General features: G+C 34.4%; 23 protein-coding genes and 1 rRNA gene. 2 read left to right on the top strand and 22 right to left on the bottom strand.

Features of this window, described 5'->3' with window-relative positions:
- Together RZ55_RS02745 and RZ55_RS02740 are read right to left on the bottom strand one after the other, a co-directional pair.
- A 16S ribosomal RNA gene (locus tag RZ55_RS02745) occupies nt 1-163 on the bottom strand; the annotation flags it as partial.
- 383 nt (nt 164-546) lie between these two features.
- Nucleotides 547-1,137: a peptidylprolyl isomerase gene (locus RZ55_RS02740; protein ID WP_034530939.1), complete on the bottom strand. Its 591-nt coding sequence runs from the start codon at nt 1,135-1,137 to the stop codon at nt 547-549.
- Between the two features lie 147 nt (nt 1,138-1,284).
- On the opposite strand from RZ55_RS02740, the gene RZ55_RS02735 reads away from it, so the two are divergent.
- Nucleotides 1,285-1,926 carry a VTT domain-containing protein gene (locus RZ55_RS02735; RefSeq protein ID WP_057175695.1) on the top strand — a complete coding sequence of 214 codons (642 nt, stop codon included), beginning with the start codon at nt 1,285-1,287 and terminating at the stop codon, nt 1,924-1,926.
- Nucleotides 1,927-1,956: 30 nt separating this feature from the next.
- Here RZ55_RS02735 and RZ55_RS07345 read toward each other — a convergent pair whose 3' ends face one another.
- The 19 genes from RZ55_RS07345 to racE form a co-directional block, all read right to left on the bottom strand.
- A complete protein-coding gene (locus RZ55_RS07345) occupies nt 1,957-2,568 on the bottom strand; it encodes a TIGR01906 family membrane protein (protein WP_431354840.1) in 612 nt (203 codons plus the stop codon).
- Nucleotides 2,569-2,584: 16 nt separating this feature from the next.
- Nucleotides 2,585-3,364, bottom strand: coding sequence for a TIGR01457 family HAD-type hydrolase (locus tag RZ55_RS02725; protein ID WP_034535331.1), 780 nt, complete (start codon nt 3,362-3,364; stop codon nt 2,585-2,587).
- A gap of 12 nt (nt 3,365-3,376) precedes the next feature.
- On the bottom strand, nt 3,377-3,925 hold the full coding sequence (locus RZ55_RS02720; RefSeq protein ID WP_034532203.1) for a YutD family protein: 549 nt from the start codon (nt 3,923-3,925) through the stop codon (nt 3,377-3,379).
- A 12-nt stretch (nt 3,926-3,937) separates the two neighbouring features.
- Entirely contained in the window at nt 3,938-5,311 is a 1,374-nt protein-coding gene (locus tag RZ55_RS02715; RefSeq protein ID WP_054483244.1) for a bifunctional metallophosphatase/5'-nucleotidase, read from the bottom strand.
- A 13-nt stretch (nt 5,312-5,324) separates the two neighbouring features.
- Nucleotides 5,325-5,933, bottom strand: coding sequence for a metallophosphoesterase (locus RZ55_RS02710; RefSeq protein WP_054483242.1), 609 nt, complete (start codon nt 5,931-5,933; stop codon nt 5,325-5,327).
- Nucleotides 5,934-6,054: 121 nt separating this feature from the next.
- Nucleotides 6,055-7,425 carry an amino acid permease gene (locus RZ55_RS02705; protein WP_057175693.1) on the bottom strand — a complete coding sequence of 457 codons (1,371 nt, stop codon included), beginning with the start codon at nt 7,423-7,425 and terminating at the stop codon, nt 6,055-6,057.
- Between the two features lie 203 nt (nt 7,426-7,628).
- On the bottom strand, nt 7,629-8,819 hold the full coding sequence (locus RZ55_RS02700) for an acetate/propionate family kinase (protein ID WP_034532195.1): 1,191 nt from the start codon (nt 8,817-8,819) through the stop codon (nt 7,629-7,631).
- A gap of 10 nt (nt 8,820-8,829) precedes the next feature.
- Nucleotides 8,830-9,864: a class I SAM-dependent methyltransferase gene (locus RZ55_RS02695; RefSeq protein ID WP_057175692.1), complete on the bottom strand. Its 1,035-nt coding sequence runs from the start codon at nt 9,862-9,864 to the stop codon at nt 8,830-8,832.
- A 236-nt stretch (nt 9,865-10,100) separates the two neighbouring features.
- Nucleotides 10,101-10,523 carry a competence type IV pilus minor pilin ComGF gene (locus RZ55_RS02690; RefSeq protein WP_053792628.1) on the bottom strand — a complete coding sequence of 141 codons (423 nt, stop codon included), beginning with the start codon at nt 10,521-10,523 and terminating at the stop codon, nt 10,101-10,103.
- A gap of 137 nt (nt 10,524-10,660) precedes the next feature.
- Nucleotides 10,661-11,059 (bottom strand): hypothetical protein, encoded by a 399-nt coding sequence (locus RZ55_RS02680; RefSeq protein ID WP_143444177.1) that lies wholly within the window; start codon nt 11,057-11,059, stop codon nt 10,661-10,663.
- A 22-nt stretch (nt 11,060-11,081) separates the two neighbouring features.
- A complete protein-coding gene (gene comGC, locus RZ55_RS02675; protein WP_057175690.1) occupies nt 11,082-11,387 on the bottom strand; it encodes a competence type IV pilus major pilin ComGC in 306 nt (101 codons plus the stop codon).
- A gap of 3 nt (nt 11,388-11,390) precedes the next feature.
- Nucleotides 11,391-12,362 (bottom strand): type II secretion system F family protein, encoded by a 972-nt coding sequence (locus tag RZ55_RS02670; RefSeq protein WP_057175689.1) that lies wholly within the window; start codon nt 12,360-12,362, stop codon nt 11,391-11,393.
- Entirely contained in the window at nt 12,340-13,248 is a 909-nt protein-coding gene (gene comGA / locus RZ55_RS02665; protein WP_057175688.1) for a competence type IV pilus ATPase ComGA, read from the bottom strand. The genes RZ55_RS02670 and comGA overlap by 23 nt, the downstream gene beginning before the upstream one ends.
- 90 nt (nt 13,249-13,338) lie before the next feature.
- Nucleotides 13,339-14,073: a YebC/PmpR family DNA-binding transcriptional regulator gene (locus tag RZ55_RS02660; RefSeq protein ID WP_034532182.1), complete on the bottom strand. Its 735-nt coding sequence runs from the start codon at nt 14,071-14,073 to the stop codon at nt 13,339-13,341.
- A gap of 95 nt (nt 14,074-14,168) precedes the next feature.
- Nucleotides 14,169-15,170: a catabolite control protein A gene (gene ccpA / locus RZ55_RS02655; RefSeq protein ID WP_057175687.1), complete on the bottom strand. Its 1,002-nt coding sequence runs from the start codon at nt 15,168-15,170 to the stop codon at nt 14,169-14,171.
- 156 nt (nt 15,171-15,326) lie between these two features.
- Nucleotides 15,327-15,749: a YtxH domain-containing protein gene (locus RZ55_RS02650; RefSeq protein ID WP_034532178.1), complete on the bottom strand. Its 423-nt coding sequence runs from the start codon at nt 15,747-15,749 to the stop codon at nt 15,327-15,329.
- A gap of 15 nt (nt 15,750-15,764) precedes the next feature.
- Nucleotides 15,765-16,142, bottom strand: coding sequence for a DUF948 domain-containing protein (locus tag RZ55_RS02645; protein ID WP_051592199.1), 378 nt, complete (start codon nt 16,140-16,142; stop codon nt 15,765-15,767).
- Between the two features lie 69 nt (nt 16,143-16,211).
- Complete coding sequence (locus RZ55_RS02640) at nt 16,212-16,802, bottom strand: XTP/dITP diphosphatase (RefSeq protein ID WP_054483224.1); 591 nt, start codon at nt 16,800-16,802, stop codon at nt 16,212-16,214.
- Nucleotides 16,803-16,804: 2 nt separating this feature from the next.
- Nucleotides 16,805-17,620 carry a glutamate racemase gene (gene racE, locus RZ55_RS02635; protein WP_241772087.1) on the bottom strand — a complete coding sequence of 272 codons (816 nt, stop codon included), beginning with the start codon at nt 17,618-17,620 and terminating at the stop codon, nt 16,805-16,807.
- Nucleotides 17,621-17,784: 164 nt separating this feature from the next.
- On the opposite strand from racE, the gene RZ55_RS02630 reads away from it, so the two are divergent.
- Nucleotides 17,785-18,276: a YslB family protein gene (locus RZ55_RS02630; protein WP_052471501.1), complete on the top strand. Its 492-nt coding sequence runs from the start codon at nt 17,785-17,787 to the stop codon at nt 18,274-18,276.
- A gap of 48 nt (nt 18,277-18,324) precedes the next feature.
- Here the strand turns inward: RZ55_RS02630 and trxA are convergent, their stop codons facing one another.
- On the bottom strand, nt 18,325-18,642 hold the full coding sequence (gene trxA / locus RZ55_RS02625; RefSeq protein ID WP_272946541.1) for a thioredoxin: 318 nt from the start codon (nt 18,640-18,642) through the stop codon (nt 18,325-18,327).
- Between the last annotated feature and the right edge of the window lie 59 nt (nt 18,643-18,701).

The raw sequence follows: 18,701 nt of genomic DNA, 5'->3' as shown, positions 1-18,701 counted from the left end.
TTCGGGGCAGGTTACCCACGTGTTACTCACCAGTTCGCCACTCGCTCCGAATCCAAAAATCATTTATGCAAGCATAAAATCAATTTGGGAGAGCTCGTTCGACTTGCATGTATTAGGCACGCCGCCAGCGTTCGTCCTGAGCCAGGATCAAACTCTCATCTTAAGATGAAAAGCTTAACTTAGCTCTTCTGAATAAATTGTTATTTTATAAGCGAATTGACTTCGCAATGTTTAATTCTTACAACCAAGTTGTAAGTTCCTTACACATCATCGATTATCAATCTTATTCAGTTTTCAAAGATCTACCTTTTATTAACTTGCTGTCTCAATCGACAACTCATTAATCATAGCAAATTATCAACACAGTGTCAATAACTTTTTTTATTTGCCAACGCTTGAAATCAACTGATTTAACGCGACTTGATTATGATATCAAAATCATCAATCACTGTCAACATCAATTTTTCAAGGTCATTTGAGAAGATTAAGTAATCTCTCTCAACAGCAATATTTATACTACCAGGAAGTCTTTTGACGGTCAAGTACTTATTTGAAAATTTCTACTTTGTTTACTAGAACATCTTCAACGGGTTTATCACTTGCATCTACTTTAGCATCTGCAATCTTATCAACGATATCCATACCCTTAACTACTTGTCCGAACACAGTATGTCTGAAATCTAGCCATGGTGTTCCACCATTCTTAACGTAATAGTCAATGATTTCTTCAGGGAATCCTGCTTCATTCATTTGATCCATTAGTGTTTCAGGAAGTGTCTTATTTTGTACAATAAAGAACTGACTACCATTGGTGTTTGGACCAGAATTAGCCATAGACACAGCTCCACGTACGTTGTATAAGTCTTTAGAAAATTCATCATCAAATGGACGATTCCAAATACTTTCTCCCCCCGCTCCGGTTGCTGTTGGATCACCACCTTGAATCATAAAGTCTTTAATAACTCTATGGAAAGTTGTTCCGTCATAGTAACCAACTTCTGCTAATTTCATGAAGTTTTCTACTGCTTGAGGTGCTTGTTTTTCAAACAAAGCTATTTGAATGTCACCATAATTTGTCTTTAGAATAGCCATCGGCTTATATTTATCATCTATACTTAATTGTGGATATTGAGTCATTTTGTCCTCCAAATATTTAATTGCTATATCTATTATAGCTAACGAAGTAAAAATGATTAAGTGTTTTTACTAAATTATTTTAAAAAAACTTTAATGTAAATCATGTAAATTTGTTAAAATATAGTTAAACAACAAAAGGAGAGAGAAATGCAACTTTTAATAGATTTTATATTACACATTGACCAACACATCATTAACTTGGTTAATTATTTTGGTGATTGGACCTACCTACTACTATTTCTAGTAATCTTCATCGAAACTGGAATCGTAATTATGCCCTTCCTACCTGGGGATTCATTACTATTTGCAGCAGCAGCTATCTCTGCAAATCCAAAATATCACCTAAGTATATTCATATTTATCATCCTATTCTTAATTGCTTCAATCGTCGGTGACTCATTAAACTTCTTCCTTGGTGAAAAAGTTGGTAATAAACTTACTAAACAAAAACACATTGGTAAGTTCATTAAACAAGAACAACTAGACAAAGCAAAAACTTTCTTTGATAAATACGGTATCTTAGCTATATTTATTGCTAGATTCATGCCAATCATCAGAACTTTCGCACCATTCATTGCAGCCTCAAGTGGTTACAAATACAGCAAGTTCGTTAAATATAACGTAGCTGCTTGTATCGTCTGGGTACTACTATGTTGTGGTGGAGGATACTTCTTCGGAAACATCCCATTCGTACAAGAACACTTCTCAGTGGTTGTACTTGGTATCATCCTAGTAACTTGTATCCCTGCTTTGGTAGCATTGTTCAAAAAAGAAAAGAAAGCACAATAAAAGAAGGACTCCTATGTTGGAGTCCTTCTTTTATTGTGTTGATCTATTAATAAATCGTAATAGTATCAAATAAAATAATGTTACAAATATAAATATAAAAGCAAAGCCAATCATAAAGTACTGATCTGGAAACAGTATGATGATTGGTTCTTTTTTTGCATTAAAAATCCAGTCGTTGTTTCTAAATAGGATTTTATGGAAAAAGATAAACGCATCGTTGAAATCAATTAAGGCAAACACAAAAAGAAATACAAAACATCCGTATATTTGCCTAAAAGCTGATTTTAAAAGCCATAAAAGGCGATTTTTCTTTAATCTAATCAATATTTTGATGACTATTGGCGTCATAACTATAATAAAGAGATTATTTAAAAGAATTAACCTTCTCACATCCCCAAAGTGTATACTTACCACGTTATTAATTGGCAACGTCGTTTGCATATCACTAATAAAGAATGACTGCAAATATCTAATAATCAATAAGTAATTATCACTGATTTGTCCTGAACTCATTTTAATATCATGTTGTACGTTTAATATGTGGACAACTGACGTATATATAAATGGCATGTTCATAAATAAAAATATCGAGCAAGTTATAAACCACAAGATGATTACTAACGACAATGCTCGATACTTCATAAATTCAATATTCAAATTAAACTTCCCAGTCATCCAATGAATCAATTTGATGAGTTGGTTGAACTTCTTTTTGTGCCACTTGTTCCTTTGTAGATAAACCAGTGTAGACAATTAGGGTATCCATGCCAAAGTTAATACCCGCTGAAATATCAGTCATATAGTTATCTCCAACCATGACTACATCAGACTTATTCAAACCAATCTTATCCAATGCGTTTTGCATGATAATTGATTCTGGTTTACCAATTAAAACCGGTTTTTGTTGGGTTGCGTATTCAACAAGTTTTACTAATGAACCTGCTCCTGGTTGCATCCCTTTTTCAGTTGGAATATTGCTATCTGGATTAGTACCAATAAATTTAGCACCATCTCTTACTAATAGAACTGCCTTACTTAATTGATCATAAGTGACTGAACTATCTAACCCAACGATTACATAACTAGGATTATTATCAGTAATTTCAAAACCGTTATTTTGAAGAGCAGTTATTAATCCCTTTTCACCAACAACATAAGCTGTCTTGTCGAATTGATTACTTTCCGCATCTTTTTTTACATAATCAGCAGTAGCTAGTCCGGCAGTGTAAACATTATCGACACTCACATGAATGTCATGATTATCACCTAGGTTTTTAACTACATCTTCTGGCATCTTGGTTGTGTTATTGGTTACGAAAAGAAAATCAATCCCATTTGATTGTAGTCTTTCGATAAATCTCTTGGCAGCTGGAATTCTCTTACTTCCGGCATAAATTGTGCCATCAAGGTCAATGAAATAACCCTTATACTTTGTCATTAATATTCTCTCCTAGTCCGTTCTTTGTTTAATTGTAAAGTGTCTCTTACCATGTCCCTTTGATTGGGTCACTGTCACGTGTTCTCTTTTATCAACACGAGGCTTTTCATTAGTGACCTTTTCTTTAATAAAGGCATGACGGTTGTTCTTATTAGATGAACGACGTCCTCTTCGCTTATTGAAAGAACCATTTGGCTTAGTCTTTACTTCTAAGTTATGCAAGACAAAGTAGTCCGCGCCCATGTTGGCATATTCATATAAATAATCTTGAATTGCCATGAATTGGTTTTGTAATGGTGTGTTACTACCATCGTCAGAAAATCCCTTTAGTCTTAATACGCCGTATCCGTAATCACCAACGATAAAGCTGTATCTACTAAAAATGGGATTGTAACTAGCAGTGAAGTCATCAATATTAAAACAGTTATTACGATTACTGATGATTTCATATTTGTGGCCATTAATTAAAATGGTCTTTTCGTCTTCAAGTTTTATGTTAGCTAGTGGTTTATAGTTACTATTCTTTTCTTCGACTAGCTCTTCAATACTCTTACGATCCAAAATTATCCTCTCCTATTCTAGCGGATATTTCTTTGATAGGTATGATGCGAACACTTCTCTAAGCGTTTGATCATACAAGATATTATTATCACCCTTAATTGCAACCGTTGGAAAGAACGGAATGAAGATGTAATGATCTAATAATGCGATTTCGTAGGTTTGATTAAAGTCAATCAATTTACCATCGAAGTAAACATTGTTTTGGTCGTCAACATCGATTCCATCATAGTTCAATTGGCCAAAGTACTTTCCTCTAAAGCCCATTCCCTTTTGTTCATATGCAATTAGGAATTTCCAATTCTTTTGCATTTCCATTACCATGCGCCATAAGTCGCTACCTGATAATGTTGTCTTAGTTACATGCATAGAATGTGGCAAGATTTGGTGTAATTGGTTCTTATCTACAATGCCTTTTGGAAGAGCGTGTAAGAACAATCCATTATTAACGATTGCTGCTTTAGTGCCTGCCTTTTCTTTCATCGCAGATAGAAATTCGCTAACCATTCTTGGTTTACCACGAAGACCATTATCCATTTTTTCATCTAACTTAGCAACTTTAGATTGAGCCAGAATGTCTTGACCACGTTTTTCTAAAGCATCAAGCCACTTACTGTCTTCTGGTTCAACAGGTAAGTCACTAGTTTTAACAACACTAGCTTCACTATTGATAACGTGATCATTTTCAACTTCTAGTGTTACTTTTCCTACGTAGTATCCGTACTTACCAGCAGCAGCCAATAATGATTGATTATCTCTTTCACCATGTTCAAACAAATGGTGAGTATGACTTCCAATGATAACGTCAAAACGTGGAAATTTCTTAGCAATTAACCTGTCTTGAGTAACCCCTAAGTGAGATAACAATACTAGTACTTCGTCATCCTTATCATTGTCCAATAATTCAGGAATCTTTTCTTGGTCATCGATTGGGGTCCATCCCTCAAGAGTGTATGTTGATTGGTATGGGGCTGTTAAACCGTAAATCTTGATGTGATTACCATCAGGTGTGTTAATCATTTTGGTCTCATGAGCCCAAGTAGGTCTCTTCTTAGTATCAGAATCGACAATATTAGCTAAAACAACGTCAAAGTTGGCGTCATCATATAAATGATTTAACTGGTCTTTACTATTGGTTAAACCTTCATTATTACCAATTGTTGCGGCATCATAGCCAATTTGATTTAATAATTCAACGTTGGCTTTACCATTAGTAGCATCGGTCAATGGATCAGCTCTATCTAACGCATCACCTAAATCAACAGTAATGACAAAATAACCTTGTTTTTCCAGCTTTTGTTTTTCGCTAATTAAATATCTTTTTATTCTTGGCCAATTTTCAAAGTGTGAATGTAAATCATTGGTATGTAAAATAGCAATTTTTTCCAAACTTACTTCCTCCTTATCGTCTTTTGGCAAAATCAATTTTCTTTTGTTCCACCATCTTAAAAATATCCTGTTCGCTAAACGGAGCACCAAATGGCTTCTCATAGCCTAAATAGTCTTTTTCTGGACTATCGACTCCAACATTGATATTTTCCTTAACCGGCACTGAATAGTGATGAATATGCCCATGAAGATCAATAATTGGCCCAACCTGGCCCATCATCAATGGATAATGAGTCATATAGTATTGGGCGTGATTCATCTTAATCAAGGCTCCGACATCGTGGAAAGAAAACTTTGGTTTTCCATTTAATTCATAGTTATTTTTTTCAATGAACTTGAACAAAGCTCTACTATCATGATTTCCTTTAATAAAGACAATCTTTCCATTCAATTGTTTTAAAATATCATAAATTTTTTCATGTGCTTTTCTTTGGGGCTTTTCATGACAGACTGCGATATCGCCTAAATGATAAACAATATCACTGTCAGAAACTTCTTCATTCCAGTTTTTAATGATATCGTTATCCATCTCATCCACAAAGAAATATGGTCGTGGCGCGAAATTCTTATTTCCTATCATGTGTTTATCAAGAAAATGCGTATCCGCTATAAAGTATTTCATTCTTGCCACCTACTTCCTTACTAATAGAATAAACTATTATTGAGTAAATGAAAAATAAAAAAACAGCTTCAAGCAAACTAACCACTTAATTAAGTAATTAGTCGTTGAACCTGTTTTATTTTTATACGCGGTCTTTAACAACCTTGAAGATGTATAGGAATACAATCCATACGATTGATCCGATTAATGGAATCATTGTGTCTACTCTAAATAGCAATACAACAGCTACGAATAGTAGGAATGCTAATACAAAGTAACTTGAAAGTGGGAATAAAGGCATCCTAAATGTTAGCTTGTCTTCTTCCTTGTTCTTCTTAACAGAATTTCTGTACTTAATATGTGCAATAACGATTAATCCCCAAATGAATAGGAAGCATGTGGTGGCTACACTTGAAATCAATTGGAAAACACCATCAGGAATGAAAGCATTCAAGAATAGTGAGATTGCGATAACAGCAATTGAGAATACGATTCCCGCTGCTGGTAAACCGTTTTTAGTTAATGAACCAATCTTCTTACCAACCTTATTGTCAGTACCGTAGCATAGTGAGTATGCCATTCTACCTGTTGTAAAGATTGATGAGTTACATGCGGAAACAGCTGCAGTTAACACAACAAAGTTGATGATTGATGCAGCTCCGGCAATTCCAATGTTTTGGAATACTTGCACGAATGGACTTGATGAAGCATTGATGTAGTTCCATGGGTAGATGCACATTAATGCTACTAATGAACCAATGTAGAAAATTAAAATTCTTGAAGGAACTTCGTTAATAGCCTTTGGAATAACCTTTTCAGGATCGTGTGTTTCTGAAGCAGTCATACCAATCATTTCAATTCCGGCAAAACTAAAGATTACCATTTGGAAACTCATTAAGAATCCTGAGATACCGTGTGCAAACATCTTGTGACCAAATAGGTTTGAAAGACTTGCATGACCCACTGGGGTCTTGTAATTCATAATTACTAGTACAATTCCTGTTGCGATTAAAGCTAAAATAGCAACAACCTTGATTAATGCAAACCAGAATTCAGTTTCACCAAATGCTGATACATTAATTGTGTTCAATAGGAATAAAATAATAATGATGATTAAACCAGTTATCCATTGTGGCACACTTGGGAACCAATACTTTATGTACAAACTGGCAGCAGTAATTTCAGCCATGGCAATTGTTATCCAGCAGGCCCAATAAGTCCAACCGGCAACGAATCCCATTTTTTCGCCTAAGTACTTTTCAATAAATTCAATAAATGAATGACAATCAACGTTTGATAATAATAATTCGCCAAGTGATCTCATGATAAAGAATCCAGCAATCCCAGCAATTAAGTAAGCTAAAATAATTGATGGTCCTGCAAAATGAATGGATTCACCAGCTCCTAGGAACAAACCAGTTCCGATGGTTCCGCCTAAAGCGATTAATTGAACATGACGATTTTTTAAACCTCTAGAAAGCTGTTGGCCTTCTTGTTTCGGTGATTCTTGCATTTCATCACCCTCCTCTAAATATTCTATGATTTTAATTATACATATTTTATTTAAACCGCAATACGTCTGAGCCTTTATACACTGGCGCTTAGCGACGTTTAACCCGCGGCGTTTCAACGTTTGTTCATGTTATTTATATTTAATTGAATTATTTTCATCAATCCATGAAAATAAAAAAGAGACCTTATTTGGTCTCTTTTTTATTATTTTTTAAGACGTTCGATATCTCTAACAATCATTAATTCTTCGTTTGTAGGGATTAATAATGTCTTGATCTTAGCATCGTCAGCACTGATATCTCTTTCAACGGCACGAATGTGGTTCTTTTCAGGATCAACCTTAACACCGAAGTAGCTTAACTTATCAGCAACTTCTTGTCTGATACCAATATCGTTTTCACCAACACCGGCTGTAAATACGATACCATCAACACCGTTCATTTCAGCAACGTATTGACCAACGTATCTAACGATTCTGTTCATGTACATGTTACGAGCTAATTCAGCTTGGTGGTTTTCATCCTTAACTGCTTCTAGATCTCTCATATCAGCAGAAACTTCAGACACACCAGCTAAACCTGACTTCTTGTTTAGGATGCTAATCATTTCGTTAATATCTGAAATGCCTTCTTTTTGCATAATGTAAGCAAGTAGTGAAGGGTCAACATCACCAGATCTAGTAGCCATCATGATACCAGTTAATGGAGTGAAGCCCATTGAAGTATCTAATGACTTACCATGGTCTACGGCACAGATTGAAGCACCGGCACCTAAGTGCATGATAACTAGTTTTAAGTCTTCTAGTTTCTTGCCCATCATAGCTGCAGCACGGCCTGATACGTAACGGTAACTAGTACCATGTGCACCGTATTTTCTAGCTTTGTGATCACGGTAGTACTTGTATGGTAAAGCATACATGTAGTTTTCTTCTGGCATTGAAGTATGGAATGAAGTATCGAATACGGCAACACTAATTACATCTGGCAAAATCTTCTTGAATGCTTTGATTCCTAGAATATTTGCTGGTTCGTGAAGTGGAGCTAATTCAGACAGTTCTTCTAACTTACTTAAAACATCATCGTCAATAACAACTGAATCAGTGAAGTATTCACCACCGGCAACAACACGGTGACCAACACCTGTGATTTCGTTGTAATCAGCAATAATGTTTAAGCTTAGTAGTTTGTCTAATACAAGTTTAATAGCTTCTTCGTGGTTTTGAATATCCATTGTCTTTTGGAATTTTTCGCCATCACCATATTTAATTTCAACATCTGATTTAGTTAAACCAATTCTATCGATTGCCCCGCTTGAAATTAATTTTTCTGAAGGCATTTCGAATAATTTAAATTTTAATGTGGAACTTCCTGCGTTAATTGCAATTGACTTTCCCATAATAGTTCTCCTAACTTTTTTTAGATAATAAATCCTTTTCTTCCCACTCAACTAGTTCTGCTAAGAATTTTTGGAAAGCAGATACTTCGTTAAATGATGGGAACTCACCAATCATAATTTTTTCAACTTGGTGGGCATCTTCACCATGCTTTTGTAGAATCAAAATTGCTTTTTGAGCATTTGCATTGTTAAAGATTTCTTTTGGTAGATTCAACAATGCTTGAAGATAAGCATTATCTTGAATCCATTTTAACAATGATTTTGATTCCGGCGTGTTAAAGATATTACTTGGTACTAAGAAAACCCCATAACCACCTGGTTTGATATGGTTCATCCCTTGTTCGATTAACAAGTGGTGAGCATATGAATGACCATCTGTTGATCTTGTCTTATAGTTAGTGGTATTTTCATCAATCGGATAATACCCAATTGGTAAATCAGAAATTACTAGATCTGCATCATCTACCAAAATATTGGCAACTGAATCTTGGTAAATAAGTTCAGTATTTTTATCATTTCTTTGCATTTGTGTACTTATGCTTGAAACGGCTAACATGGAATCATCATTATCGATTCCGATAGCATGCAAATCAATATCCTTAACTGCATCCTTCAATTGATTCATAACCGTAGTTAATAGGTTACCCATTCCAACGGATAAATCCAGAATCTGTAGATGCTTGGCATTCTTAACTAATCTAATAACTAAATAGCCCATGATAGAAGCTATTGTATCAGGTGTTATTTGGTGATTTGCTTGAATCGCATCCTCTTTGGTTGCTTTGATCATGCAAATTTGAATTGCCTTTCTTACAGTTTCTGCATCCGTAGATTGATAATCTACGTCTCGGTATAATCCTTCTAACTTAGAAACTGTGTCACTATCTGGTATACCATCTTCAACATGAACTTGTCCGTCATTGATAAGGTTATCTCCAGTCTCGATGAATGCATCAAGATATGATACCCCTAGCTTGTCTTTCAAGATTTCAGCTGAAGAATTGAAAACTTTAAACAGAGTTTCTGTATCTTTCTCAGTCAGCACACTCAACTCCCTTAAAAGTATTATCACTTAATAACAACTTTCATATTACCAGATTTTTACAAGAAAATTCAAGATAAACCATTAATAACTTGCATATAAATTATCGTTATTCATAACTTTTTATCAATTTATCTATCGTCTGCATTTCAGCATTATATTTTTCATATTTTATCAATAAGAAAATTGATAAGACCGATAGAACGACAATCGAAATCAATGTCGCTGATCCACATTTTTTACTCATAAGATATTGAACTCACATCCTCATAACTTTCACCGTTTGTAAATTCCACATTCACTGCTAAATGCTTCTTTACTTCTTTAAAATTAACACTTTCAACATCATCTAATAGCGGATAAAACCCACCATTCATACCTGTTAAAATTATCATTCTGCCTCTTTTAAACATTTCATACTCTTTGTCATACGTCTTGCTCCCTATATATAACAACTTTCCACCAACAATTTTATATAAAAAGTAGTGTTTCTTAGGTAATTCGATATTCTTTAGAAACATCTGAAAATCCACAGCATGAATATTTTTTGTGTTATATGATTTCTTCAATGGATTAATCATTGTAATCGAAAACGCAATCAAACCCATTATCGTTAGTGCAATAATCGTTTCAATAATCGTAAAGCCCTTTTCTCTTTTCATAATCTATTCTCTTTTGTATCAAAGTTCTTCTAGCTTTATCGAGATTGTCATACATATGTTGGTTTGATTCACAAAAGAAAATCATCCCCACCGAAATTAGAGTCAGTGCTGTAATCGAATCAATCATAATAAAGCCTTTATTCATAATATTCTTCATATATTTTATAAGTACCTCCACCAAGCTGTACTTTTAAAAGATAACGGGTATGTGTTGCCTTGGAATACCACTCATAAGTTTGCGGTGCAACATATCCGTCATTATTAATAGTTATTGATAAATTATCCTCCGAACGCATACCATCAGGCATTTTCAGTTTATTATGATGACCATCGTTAAAAAAGATAATGTCATGATTTTTCTGGTAAATATGTGTTTTTAATCTGCTATATTCACTATTGACAATTCCTTGTTTCCAATACACCTTAAAATTGGCCCAAAAATCATTTTCTAACTCCTTATCATTAATATGAACACCTTGATATAAAAATATACATAATGACATAAAAATCGCACTAATGATTAAGACAATCAGCATCTCAATTGTAGTGAATGCAGATTTATTCTTTTGCCACGGCCTTGTTATCAACAATTTGAATGCCTTCTTCTTGAGCTTGATCAGCTTGTTTTTGGGTTAGGTAACCATTTTTAACAAGCGCATCCATACTTACGTCTCCCTTATTTTCATCAGACGTAAACGAATCAATTTGACCTTGGACCAAAGTTTGCATTGCATGGACGTGAACGTCGGTTGCATGTTTTCTTTGTCCTGAAACATTTGGGACAACAATCAAAATTAGTAGTGAAATAATAAATAATACAATTGTCATTTCAATTAGTGTGAAGCCTGCTTTTTTCTTGTTCATTTTTTAAATTCCTTTCAATGATGAATAAATTGGCATAAGAACAACTAAATATGCCAACACAATACAAATTCCAATAAATAAAAATAACAGCGGTTGAATTAGATTAATTAGTTGATTAGAACGACGATTCATTTCCTCAAACTTAATCTGTGAAAAAGCCTCTAGTTTGATTAATATTTCTGACACCTTTGAGCCATGATGAAAAAAGCCATTAAACTCGGTTGGAATAAACGAATACATTTTAGTTAGTTGCCCGACATCTTCTCCATGATTAGCTAAGCGGCGTGCCTTTTCTCCTAACAGATACATAATAGTATTTGGCTTAAAATCCTTTAAAATGCTTAGGATATTCTTTAAATCAATGCCGTTTTGAATCAACATTTTTAATTCAAGCGACAATATATAGCCCATATATGCTTTATATATTTTTCCGATAAACGGAATTCTCGATATAACGTCTCTTTTTCTTAGTAATGGTAATCGTTTATACATCACCGAGACGATTAAAATCCCCATAAACATGCAGAATAAAATTATATATAACCAACCCAAATCATAATGTTGCATGGAATTAATCGAACTTAATTGCGGTAATACAAAAGCATTGATTGCATAAACGATTCCAATCAAAATAATCACTAATACAATTGGATAAAACAGTAAGTCTTTTATCTTTGATTTATTTTTTAGTTTAACTTCAATAAAGTGGCTTAGTTCGGCTAAACAGGAGGACAGATCACCATATTTTTCGCTGATCATAATTTGGTTATAAAAATCGTTGTGCACCAAACCAACAATGCTATCGCTAAAGCTACTGCCTTCACTCAACTTATTAGCAATCTTTTTTATTGTTGATTGCCTACCACCTACTTCAGATAGGAACTGTAGTGATTCCTTAATCGTGAATCCAGCACTAAATAAATCACTTAAATTCTTAAACAGATAATACTGTTTATTCAGCGATAGTTTTTCCATTACCAACTATCCTTTCTTTCAAACCCGCAAAATCATTTCTAATATCCATGTTCACTGAAATATCTCTTTGATTTTTTACCGACAACGTTTGAAAGACGACTGAGTTTAAACAGTTAAATAAATCATCATAGTCACAACCCAATTGGCCTAATCTGTTAATGACACCATCAATATCTCTGGCATGGATTGTAGTTAATACCAAATGACCAGATAGTGCTGCACGAACTGCTGATTTAGCAGTACTAGCATCCCTAATTTCACCAATAATAAAGACGTCTGGACGACTTCTTAGTCCAACCTTAATCAATTCGTCATAGCCCATGTCAGCTGATTCATTAACCTGTAACTGAATAAAATTAGTATTAATAATTTCAACTGGATCTTCAATACTCATAATCAACTTATTTGCGCTCATTGAATTAGCTAGATGATAAATTGATGTTGTCTTTCCTGAACCGGTCTTACCAGCGAAAATAATCATCCCATTTTGTTTGGATAATTCCTTTAGTCGATAGAATTGATCCTCATTGTCGTAATTAATAGTCTCGTCATCCAATGAATAAATAATTCTAATTACCATTGATTCGTGATTTTTATAATTTCCAACTGAGGAAAAACGTAAGAAAAACTTCTTTTGGTTATTGATAAACTCAAATGAACCAATCTGTGGTCTTCTTCGCTCACTAATTGACATCCCACCAATATATTTACAGTAATTGATTAATTTATTCGCTTTTTCATAATTGATACAATCATGATTCTCAATACTTAATCCTGTATGTTCCCTAACAATGTAATTTTCATTAATCGGCAGAAGATAAATGTCTTTGATTTTGTCTTCAATTGCTTGATTAATTAAATTATCAAAATAATTTGAAATACTCATAAAAAAACCTCCACTTTTTATATTCGAAAAAAGTAGAGGTTTCATTTATTTTTATACAAAAAAAGATGCACATATGTGCATCTCATTTTATTATTCAGCTGCTTCAGGTAATTCAGCTGCTTCGTAAACGTCTTGGACGTCATCGTTTTCATCAAGTTCGTCAATTAGACCAGTGTATTGTGAAACTTTGTCACTTGGTACAGCAGTCTTGTTTTGAGGGAACATTGTAACTTCAGCAGTATCTAAATCATATTTTTCTTGTAAAGCATCTCTAACAGCAGTTAGATCTGAAGGTGCAGTGAAGATTTCAAATTGGTCGTCATCTGACTTCATGTCTTCTCCACCAGCATCTAAAACATCCATTAACATGCTGTCTTCATCAACGTCTAAACCGTCACGTAGGATAACGATGTATCCTTTACGGTCAAACATGTATGAAACAGAACCATTTGATCCTAGTGAACCACCATGGTGACTGAATGCTGAACGTACGGCAGCAGCAGTACGGTTCTTGTTATCAGTTAAGCAAGAAACCATGATAGCTGTACCAGCAGGTCCATATCCTTCGTAAGTAATTTCTTCGTAGTTTGCTCCACCTTGACCAGAAGCCTTATCGATAGCACGTTGAATGTTATCCTTAGGCATGTTGGCAGCATGAGCTTTATCAATCACAAGACGTAATTGTGGGTTACCATCTGGTTCTGGACCACCAGCTTTAGCAGCTTGGTATAAATCACGAGACAATTTTTGGAAAATCTTACCACGCTTTTTATCTTGGGCACCTTTACGTCCTTGAATGTTATGCCATTTTGAATGTCCTGACATAATCACAGCACTCCTCTCGAATTCTATTGTTTCATTAGTTTACAAACATATCAATTATATCAATCAGTATATAATTAATCAAGTTACTATATCAGCTATTTAGTTGAGTCGCGTTCAAGTATTTCATAGCCTAAAACCACATAGCGATTATCAATCTCTTCTTTGTTCATGATCTTGGTCAATAATCTCATTGCTACCGCACCAATGTCATACAAGGGTTGAGTGATTGAAGACAATTGTGGTCTCATCATCTTAGCTAATTTTGTATTATTACTTGTGAATAATTCAAAATCTTGTGGCACTGAAACACCTCTATCGGTCATTCCATTTAAGATTCCGGCAGCCAATTCATCATTAGTTGCTACAGCCGCAGTAATCTTATCATTGATGATTTGTTCAGCCAAATCATAACCGTCTTCATATGTTCCCTTGGTTTCGAAAACTAACTTTTCATCAAACTTGATGCCGTTGTTTTCTAGAGCAGCAACATATCCTTTTAGTCGGTATTCCTTATTAACATCTTGTTTCATTGAACCAGATGCAAAGGCAATTCTAGAATTACCATTTTTGATTAAACGTTCTGTTTCATTCTTTACAGCATCTGCATAATCAATGTTTACACTAGGTACAGAGTTGTTAATATCAACTGAACCTGCAAGCACGATTGGACAGTCAGAACGCTTAAAATCAGCTCTTAAATCATCATTAATTTCATTACCCATGAAGATAATTCCATCAACTTGTTTACTTAACAATGTATTTAGTACTGATGCTTCCTTATCAGGATTATCATCCGAATTGGCTAGGATAATATTGTACTTGTACATGGTAGCAATATCATCAATTCCACGAGCTAGTGAAGAAAAGTATCCATCGGTTACATCGGGAATGATTACCCCAACCGTTGTTGTCTTCTTACTTGCTAGTCCCCTTGCCACAGCATTAGGGCGATAGTCCAGATCATCTATGACCTTCAACACTTTTTCTTTGGTTGCTTGTCGTACGTTACTGTTACCATTTAAAACTCTGGAAACAGTAGCCATGGAAACACCAGATTCTCTAGCAACATCGTAAATAGTTACATTTTGCTTTTCCATTCTCTCAAACTCCTCTTTAAGTCCGCCTGGTTTGTTTTCATAGCGCTTTCAATATGTTTACAAATATATCAGATAAACGATGATTTAACAAGACTACCACCTCTTGAAAACACAAAAGAGACCTAACAAAGTCAGGCCTCTTTTACAATTTAAAAATTATTTACTTAAATTGTCTTCTTGTTTTAAAGCATCTGGATCGATGACGATATCTTGACTATCATCAGCGTTTTTTCTAACTTGGTTTCTCAAGTTGTCAGCTGCTTTGTGGAATTGGGTACTACCTTCATCGTAGTAGTATTGTGCTTTGTTAACTACATTATCGTTAACCTTGCCAGCAGCATCTTTAATCTTTGACTTTGCATCTGAGGTCTTGTATTGTAGTTGTTCTTTTACGTCATCAACAGAATCTAAAGCGTAAAAAGCATAGTCTAATGCACGATCTTTTAGGTCGTTTGCAGTCTTTACAGTGCTGTTAACGAATTCCTTTGTCTTTTCATCATCCATCTTACGGTATGCTAGGTATGCAGCAGCGGCTGCACCGGTAGTTAATCCTAATAAAAATAGTCCTGTCTTTTTCATAAAAAACACTCCCTTTTATTTTTTAAACATTCTAAAGCCAGCACCTGCGGCTTTTTCCATAAATGATTTCTTGTTTCTGTTTTGGAACTTTTTGGCTAAGTTTTGAGTTGCGTTATTTAAATCGCTAACGCTTTGTCCAACATCTGCAGCAGCTTGATAAACTGGATCCAAGGTGTTGATTTTTTCATTAACATCCTTAACTAATGAATTTGAGCTAGCTAAAATATCTTCGGCTTGTTTTGATATTACAGTGATATCTTGAGAGATAGAATTAATATTCTTATTTACCTCGTCAACAGTCTTAGATAACTTGATTAGTAGAACCGCAGCACAAATTGCAATAATGAAAAATGCAACTGCAGCAATCAAACCAGCTAATCCTCCAATTGTCATGCAACCCCTCCTCATACGTTTATATGATTATAATAGCATTTACTATTTAATCTTACAATTAGTTTAATCTTAAGCCTTCCACCATTCATCAAACTTACTATATAGTTGTTTAATTGCATTTCCACGATGGCTTATCTCATTTTTTTCATGATCAGACATTTCTGCCATGGTCTTCTTCTTACTTGGTACATAAAATAATGGGTCGTATCCAAAACCATTATCACCTCTTGGGGCTTTTAGAATGGTTCCTTCTACAGTTCCATAAACGACGAATTTTTCACCATGTTGATTCAATAATACTAAGCAAGTCACAAATTTAGCGTCACGCTTGTCACTGTCACCTAATTTTGCTAATAACTTTTTATTGTTCGCGTCATCATCATGGTCTCCAGCATATCTAGCTGAATGAATTCCAGGTTCATTATTTAATGCAGGCACTTCCAAACCAGAATCATCAGCTAAAACGGCTAAGTTAGTTCGCTCGAAAATGGCTTGTGCTTTAATGGTGGCATTTTCTTCAAATGAATCACCATTTTCAATAATTTTACCTAATTCTGGAAAATCTGCAAGTGTTTTAAAGTCAATATTTTTATCGGCAAACATTTCGCGAAATTCGCGGGCCTTATTTTGATTGTTAGTCGCAATTACAATTGTGTCCATAATCATAGCTCCTCTAGTTCTTTAATTGGCAGGTGTTTGGCATGTACTTCGTAGTTAAGCCATTCATTTGCAACCTGGTTGAATTTATCCGCATCACCAGTGGTGTAGAAGGAATAAGTAGGATTTCCCTCTTCATCATTTTCAAGGTGATGTTGTTGTAAAATCGTCTTAATTTGCTTAACTGTTTCGTATCCAGGATCAATTAGTTTAACTGAATCACCAACCGATTTTTGAATCATTTCACGCATAATTGGAAAATGCGTACAGCCAAGAATTAAAGTATCAACGTTATCCGTATTGATAGTTGATAAATCGTCATCGACCACTTCTTGTTTTTTGGCATCTTTGTATTCTTGGTTTTCAACCATTGGGACAAATCTAGGACAGCCCTGGCTAAATACCTCAATATTATTATTAATCTTATTAATTGCTTGTTCGTAAGCACCACTCTTAACAGTTCCATTAGTGGCAATTAATCCAACACGATTGGTCTTTGTATTATTGACCGCAGCAATGCTTCCTGGGTTAACAACACCAATTACGGGAATAAGAAGATGCTTTCTTAAATAATCTAATGCGTATGAAGTTGCAGTATTACATGCAATCACCAGCATTTTAATATCTTCTTTTTCAATTAAGAAGTTTGCTATTTGTAATGAATATTGTTGAATTTCTTCTTTAGATTTTTCACCGTATGGTAAACGGGCTTCATCGCCCAAATATGCAATATTTTCGTTTTGTAATTCCTTCATCGCTAGCTTAGCAACAGTTAAGCCACCAACTCCAGAATCCATAAAACCAATCGCTTTTTTGCTCAAAATAGTAACCCTCTTTTCAGTTCCATTACTTTTATATTACCATTTTTAGCCCTATCTGACATTTATTAAGGATAAACATTTACTTTAATTTTACCTGGGATATATAAATTATGATAAATTTATAATATAATGTATTTGTATATAAGGAATTGAGGTTAACAAGTATGGATAACAATAATCTTTACAATAAAATAATTGATAATGATTCTACTCGTCCTCTATGGGGCCAAGAATTATTAAGAGACGTATTATTAAATGATTTATTGGGAAATGATACCCACAGCATCATGTATTGGGCTGGTAAAAAGATTGCCAGAAAGTTCCCATTAAAAGACGCTTTGGATACTGTCCTATTTTTCAAACAATCAGGTTTAGGTGACTTATCTGTTTCTTCTGAAAACAAGCATGAAATCAAATGGACATTGAGCGGAGATATCGTTGCTAAAAGAATCGAAGCCAATCCAGATGCCGACTTCATGTTCGAATCCGGTTTCTTAGCTCAAATTGCTCAACAACAATTCGGAGTAATTTCTGAAGCTGAAATGAATCCTAAAGAAGAAAAAAATGGAACCGTCCTTATTAGAGTACATATGGATCCAAAGCATCCTGCTCCAGTAATTGAAGATTCCGTTAAAGAATTTGATTTAAAACAATAATAAAAAAAGAACGCTTAGCGATATGCTAAACGTTCTTTTTTTATTGTCTTATAGGTATTGGTTTAAGATCTTAGCTAGTTGTTCTTTGCTGTGGTAACCCACGATGCTATCTACAACTTCGCCATCCTTCTTTACTAATAAAGTAGGAATACTCATAATACCAAATTTTTGTGGTGTTTCTGGGTTTTGGTCAACATCCATCTTGTTGAATGTTACCTTGTCACCCATTTCTTCAGATAATTGGTCTACAACTGGTGATTGCATACGGCAAGGACCACACCAAGTTGCCCAAAAATCAGTTAAAGTAACACCTTCGGCAGTATCTTTTTCAAATGTCTTATCTGTTGTTTCTGAAACCATATTAATAGCCTCCTTATTTTTCTTACTGAAAGTAAGTTTAGACTGTTTAGTAATTAAATGCAAAG

The organism is Apilactobacillus kunkeei (assembly GCF_001421115.1).
In the GTDB taxonomy this organism is placed as follows: Bacteria; Bacillota; Bacilli; order Lactobacillales; family Lactobacillaceae; genus Apilactobacillus; species Apilactobacillus kunkeei_F.
Note: the sequence above shows the minus strand (reverse complement) of the source record. Positions and strands in the feature narration are given on the sequence as shown.

Bases quoted from the DNA above. Each gene is read 5' to 3' on its own strand.
- RZ55_RS02630 (WP_052471501.1), top strand. From the start codon at position 17,785: ATGGATAACAATAATCTTTACAATAAAATAATTGATAATGATTCTACT.
- RZ55_RS02650 (WP_034532178.1), bottom strand. From the start codon at position 15,749: ATGAAAAAGACAGGACTATTTTTATTAGGATTAACTACCGGTGCAGCC.
- RZ55_RS07345 (WP_431354840.1), bottom strand. From the start codon at position 2,568: ATGAAGTATCGAGCATTGTCGTTAGTAATCATCTTGTGGTTTATAACT.
- RZ55_RS02670 (WP_057175689.1), bottom strand. From the start codon at position 12,362: ATGGAAAAACTATCGCTGAATAAACAGTATTATCTGTTTAAGAATTTA.
- RZ55_RS02710 (WP_054483242.1), bottom strand. From the start codon at position 5,933: ATGAAATACTTTATAGCGGATACGCATTTTCTTGATAAACACATGATA.
- RZ55_RS02645 (WP_051592199.1), bottom strand. From the start codon at position 16,142: ATGACAATTGGAGGATTAGCTGGTTTGATTGCTGCAGTTGCATTTTTC.
- ccpA (WP_057175687.1), bottom strand. From the start codon at position 15,170: ATGGAAAAGCAAAATGTAACTATTTACGATGTTGCTAGAGAATCTGGT.
- RZ55_RS02705 (WP_057175693.1), bottom strand. From the start codon at position 7,425: ATGCAAGAATCACCGAAACAAGAAGGCCAACAGCTTTCTAGAGGTTTA.
- RZ55_RS02640 (WP_054483224.1), bottom strand. From the start codon at position 16,802: ATGGACACAATTGTAATTGCGACTAACAATCAAAATAAGGCCCGCGAA.
- RZ55_RS02660 (WP_034532182.1), bottom strand. From the start codon at position 14,073: ATGTCAGGACATTCAAAATGGCATAACATTCAAGGACGTAAAGGTGCC.
- comGC (WP_057175690.1), bottom strand. From the start codon at position 11,387: ATGAACAAGAAAAAAGCAGGCTTCACACTAATTGAAATGACAATTGTA.
- RZ55_RS02735 (WP_057175695.1), top strand. From the start codon at position 1,285: ATGCAACTTTTAATAGATTTTATATTACACATTGACCAACACATCATT.
- RZ55_RS02700 (WP_034532195.1), bottom strand. From the start codon at position 8,819: ATGGGAAAGTCAATTGCAATTAACGCAGGAAGTTCCACATTAAAATTT.
- RZ55_RS02725 (WP_034535331.1), bottom strand. From the start codon at position 3,364: ATGACAAAGTATAAGGGTTATTTCATTGACCTTGATGGCACAATTTAT.
- RZ55_RS02680 (WP_143444177.1), bottom strand. From the start codon at position 11,059: ATGCTGATTGTCTTAATCATTAGTGCGATTTTTATGTCATTATGTATA.
- RZ55_RS02690 (WP_053792628.1), bottom strand. From the start codon at position 10,523: ATGAAAAGAGAAAAGGGCTTTACGATTATTGAAACGATTATTGCACTA.
- RZ55_RS02740 (WP_034530939.1), bottom strand. From the start codon at position 1,137: ATGACTCAATATCCACAATTAAGTATAGATGATAAATATAAGCCGATG.
- comGA (WP_057175688.1), bottom strand. From the start codon at position 13,248: ATGAGTATTTCAAATTATTTTGATAATTTAATTAATCAAGCAATTGAA.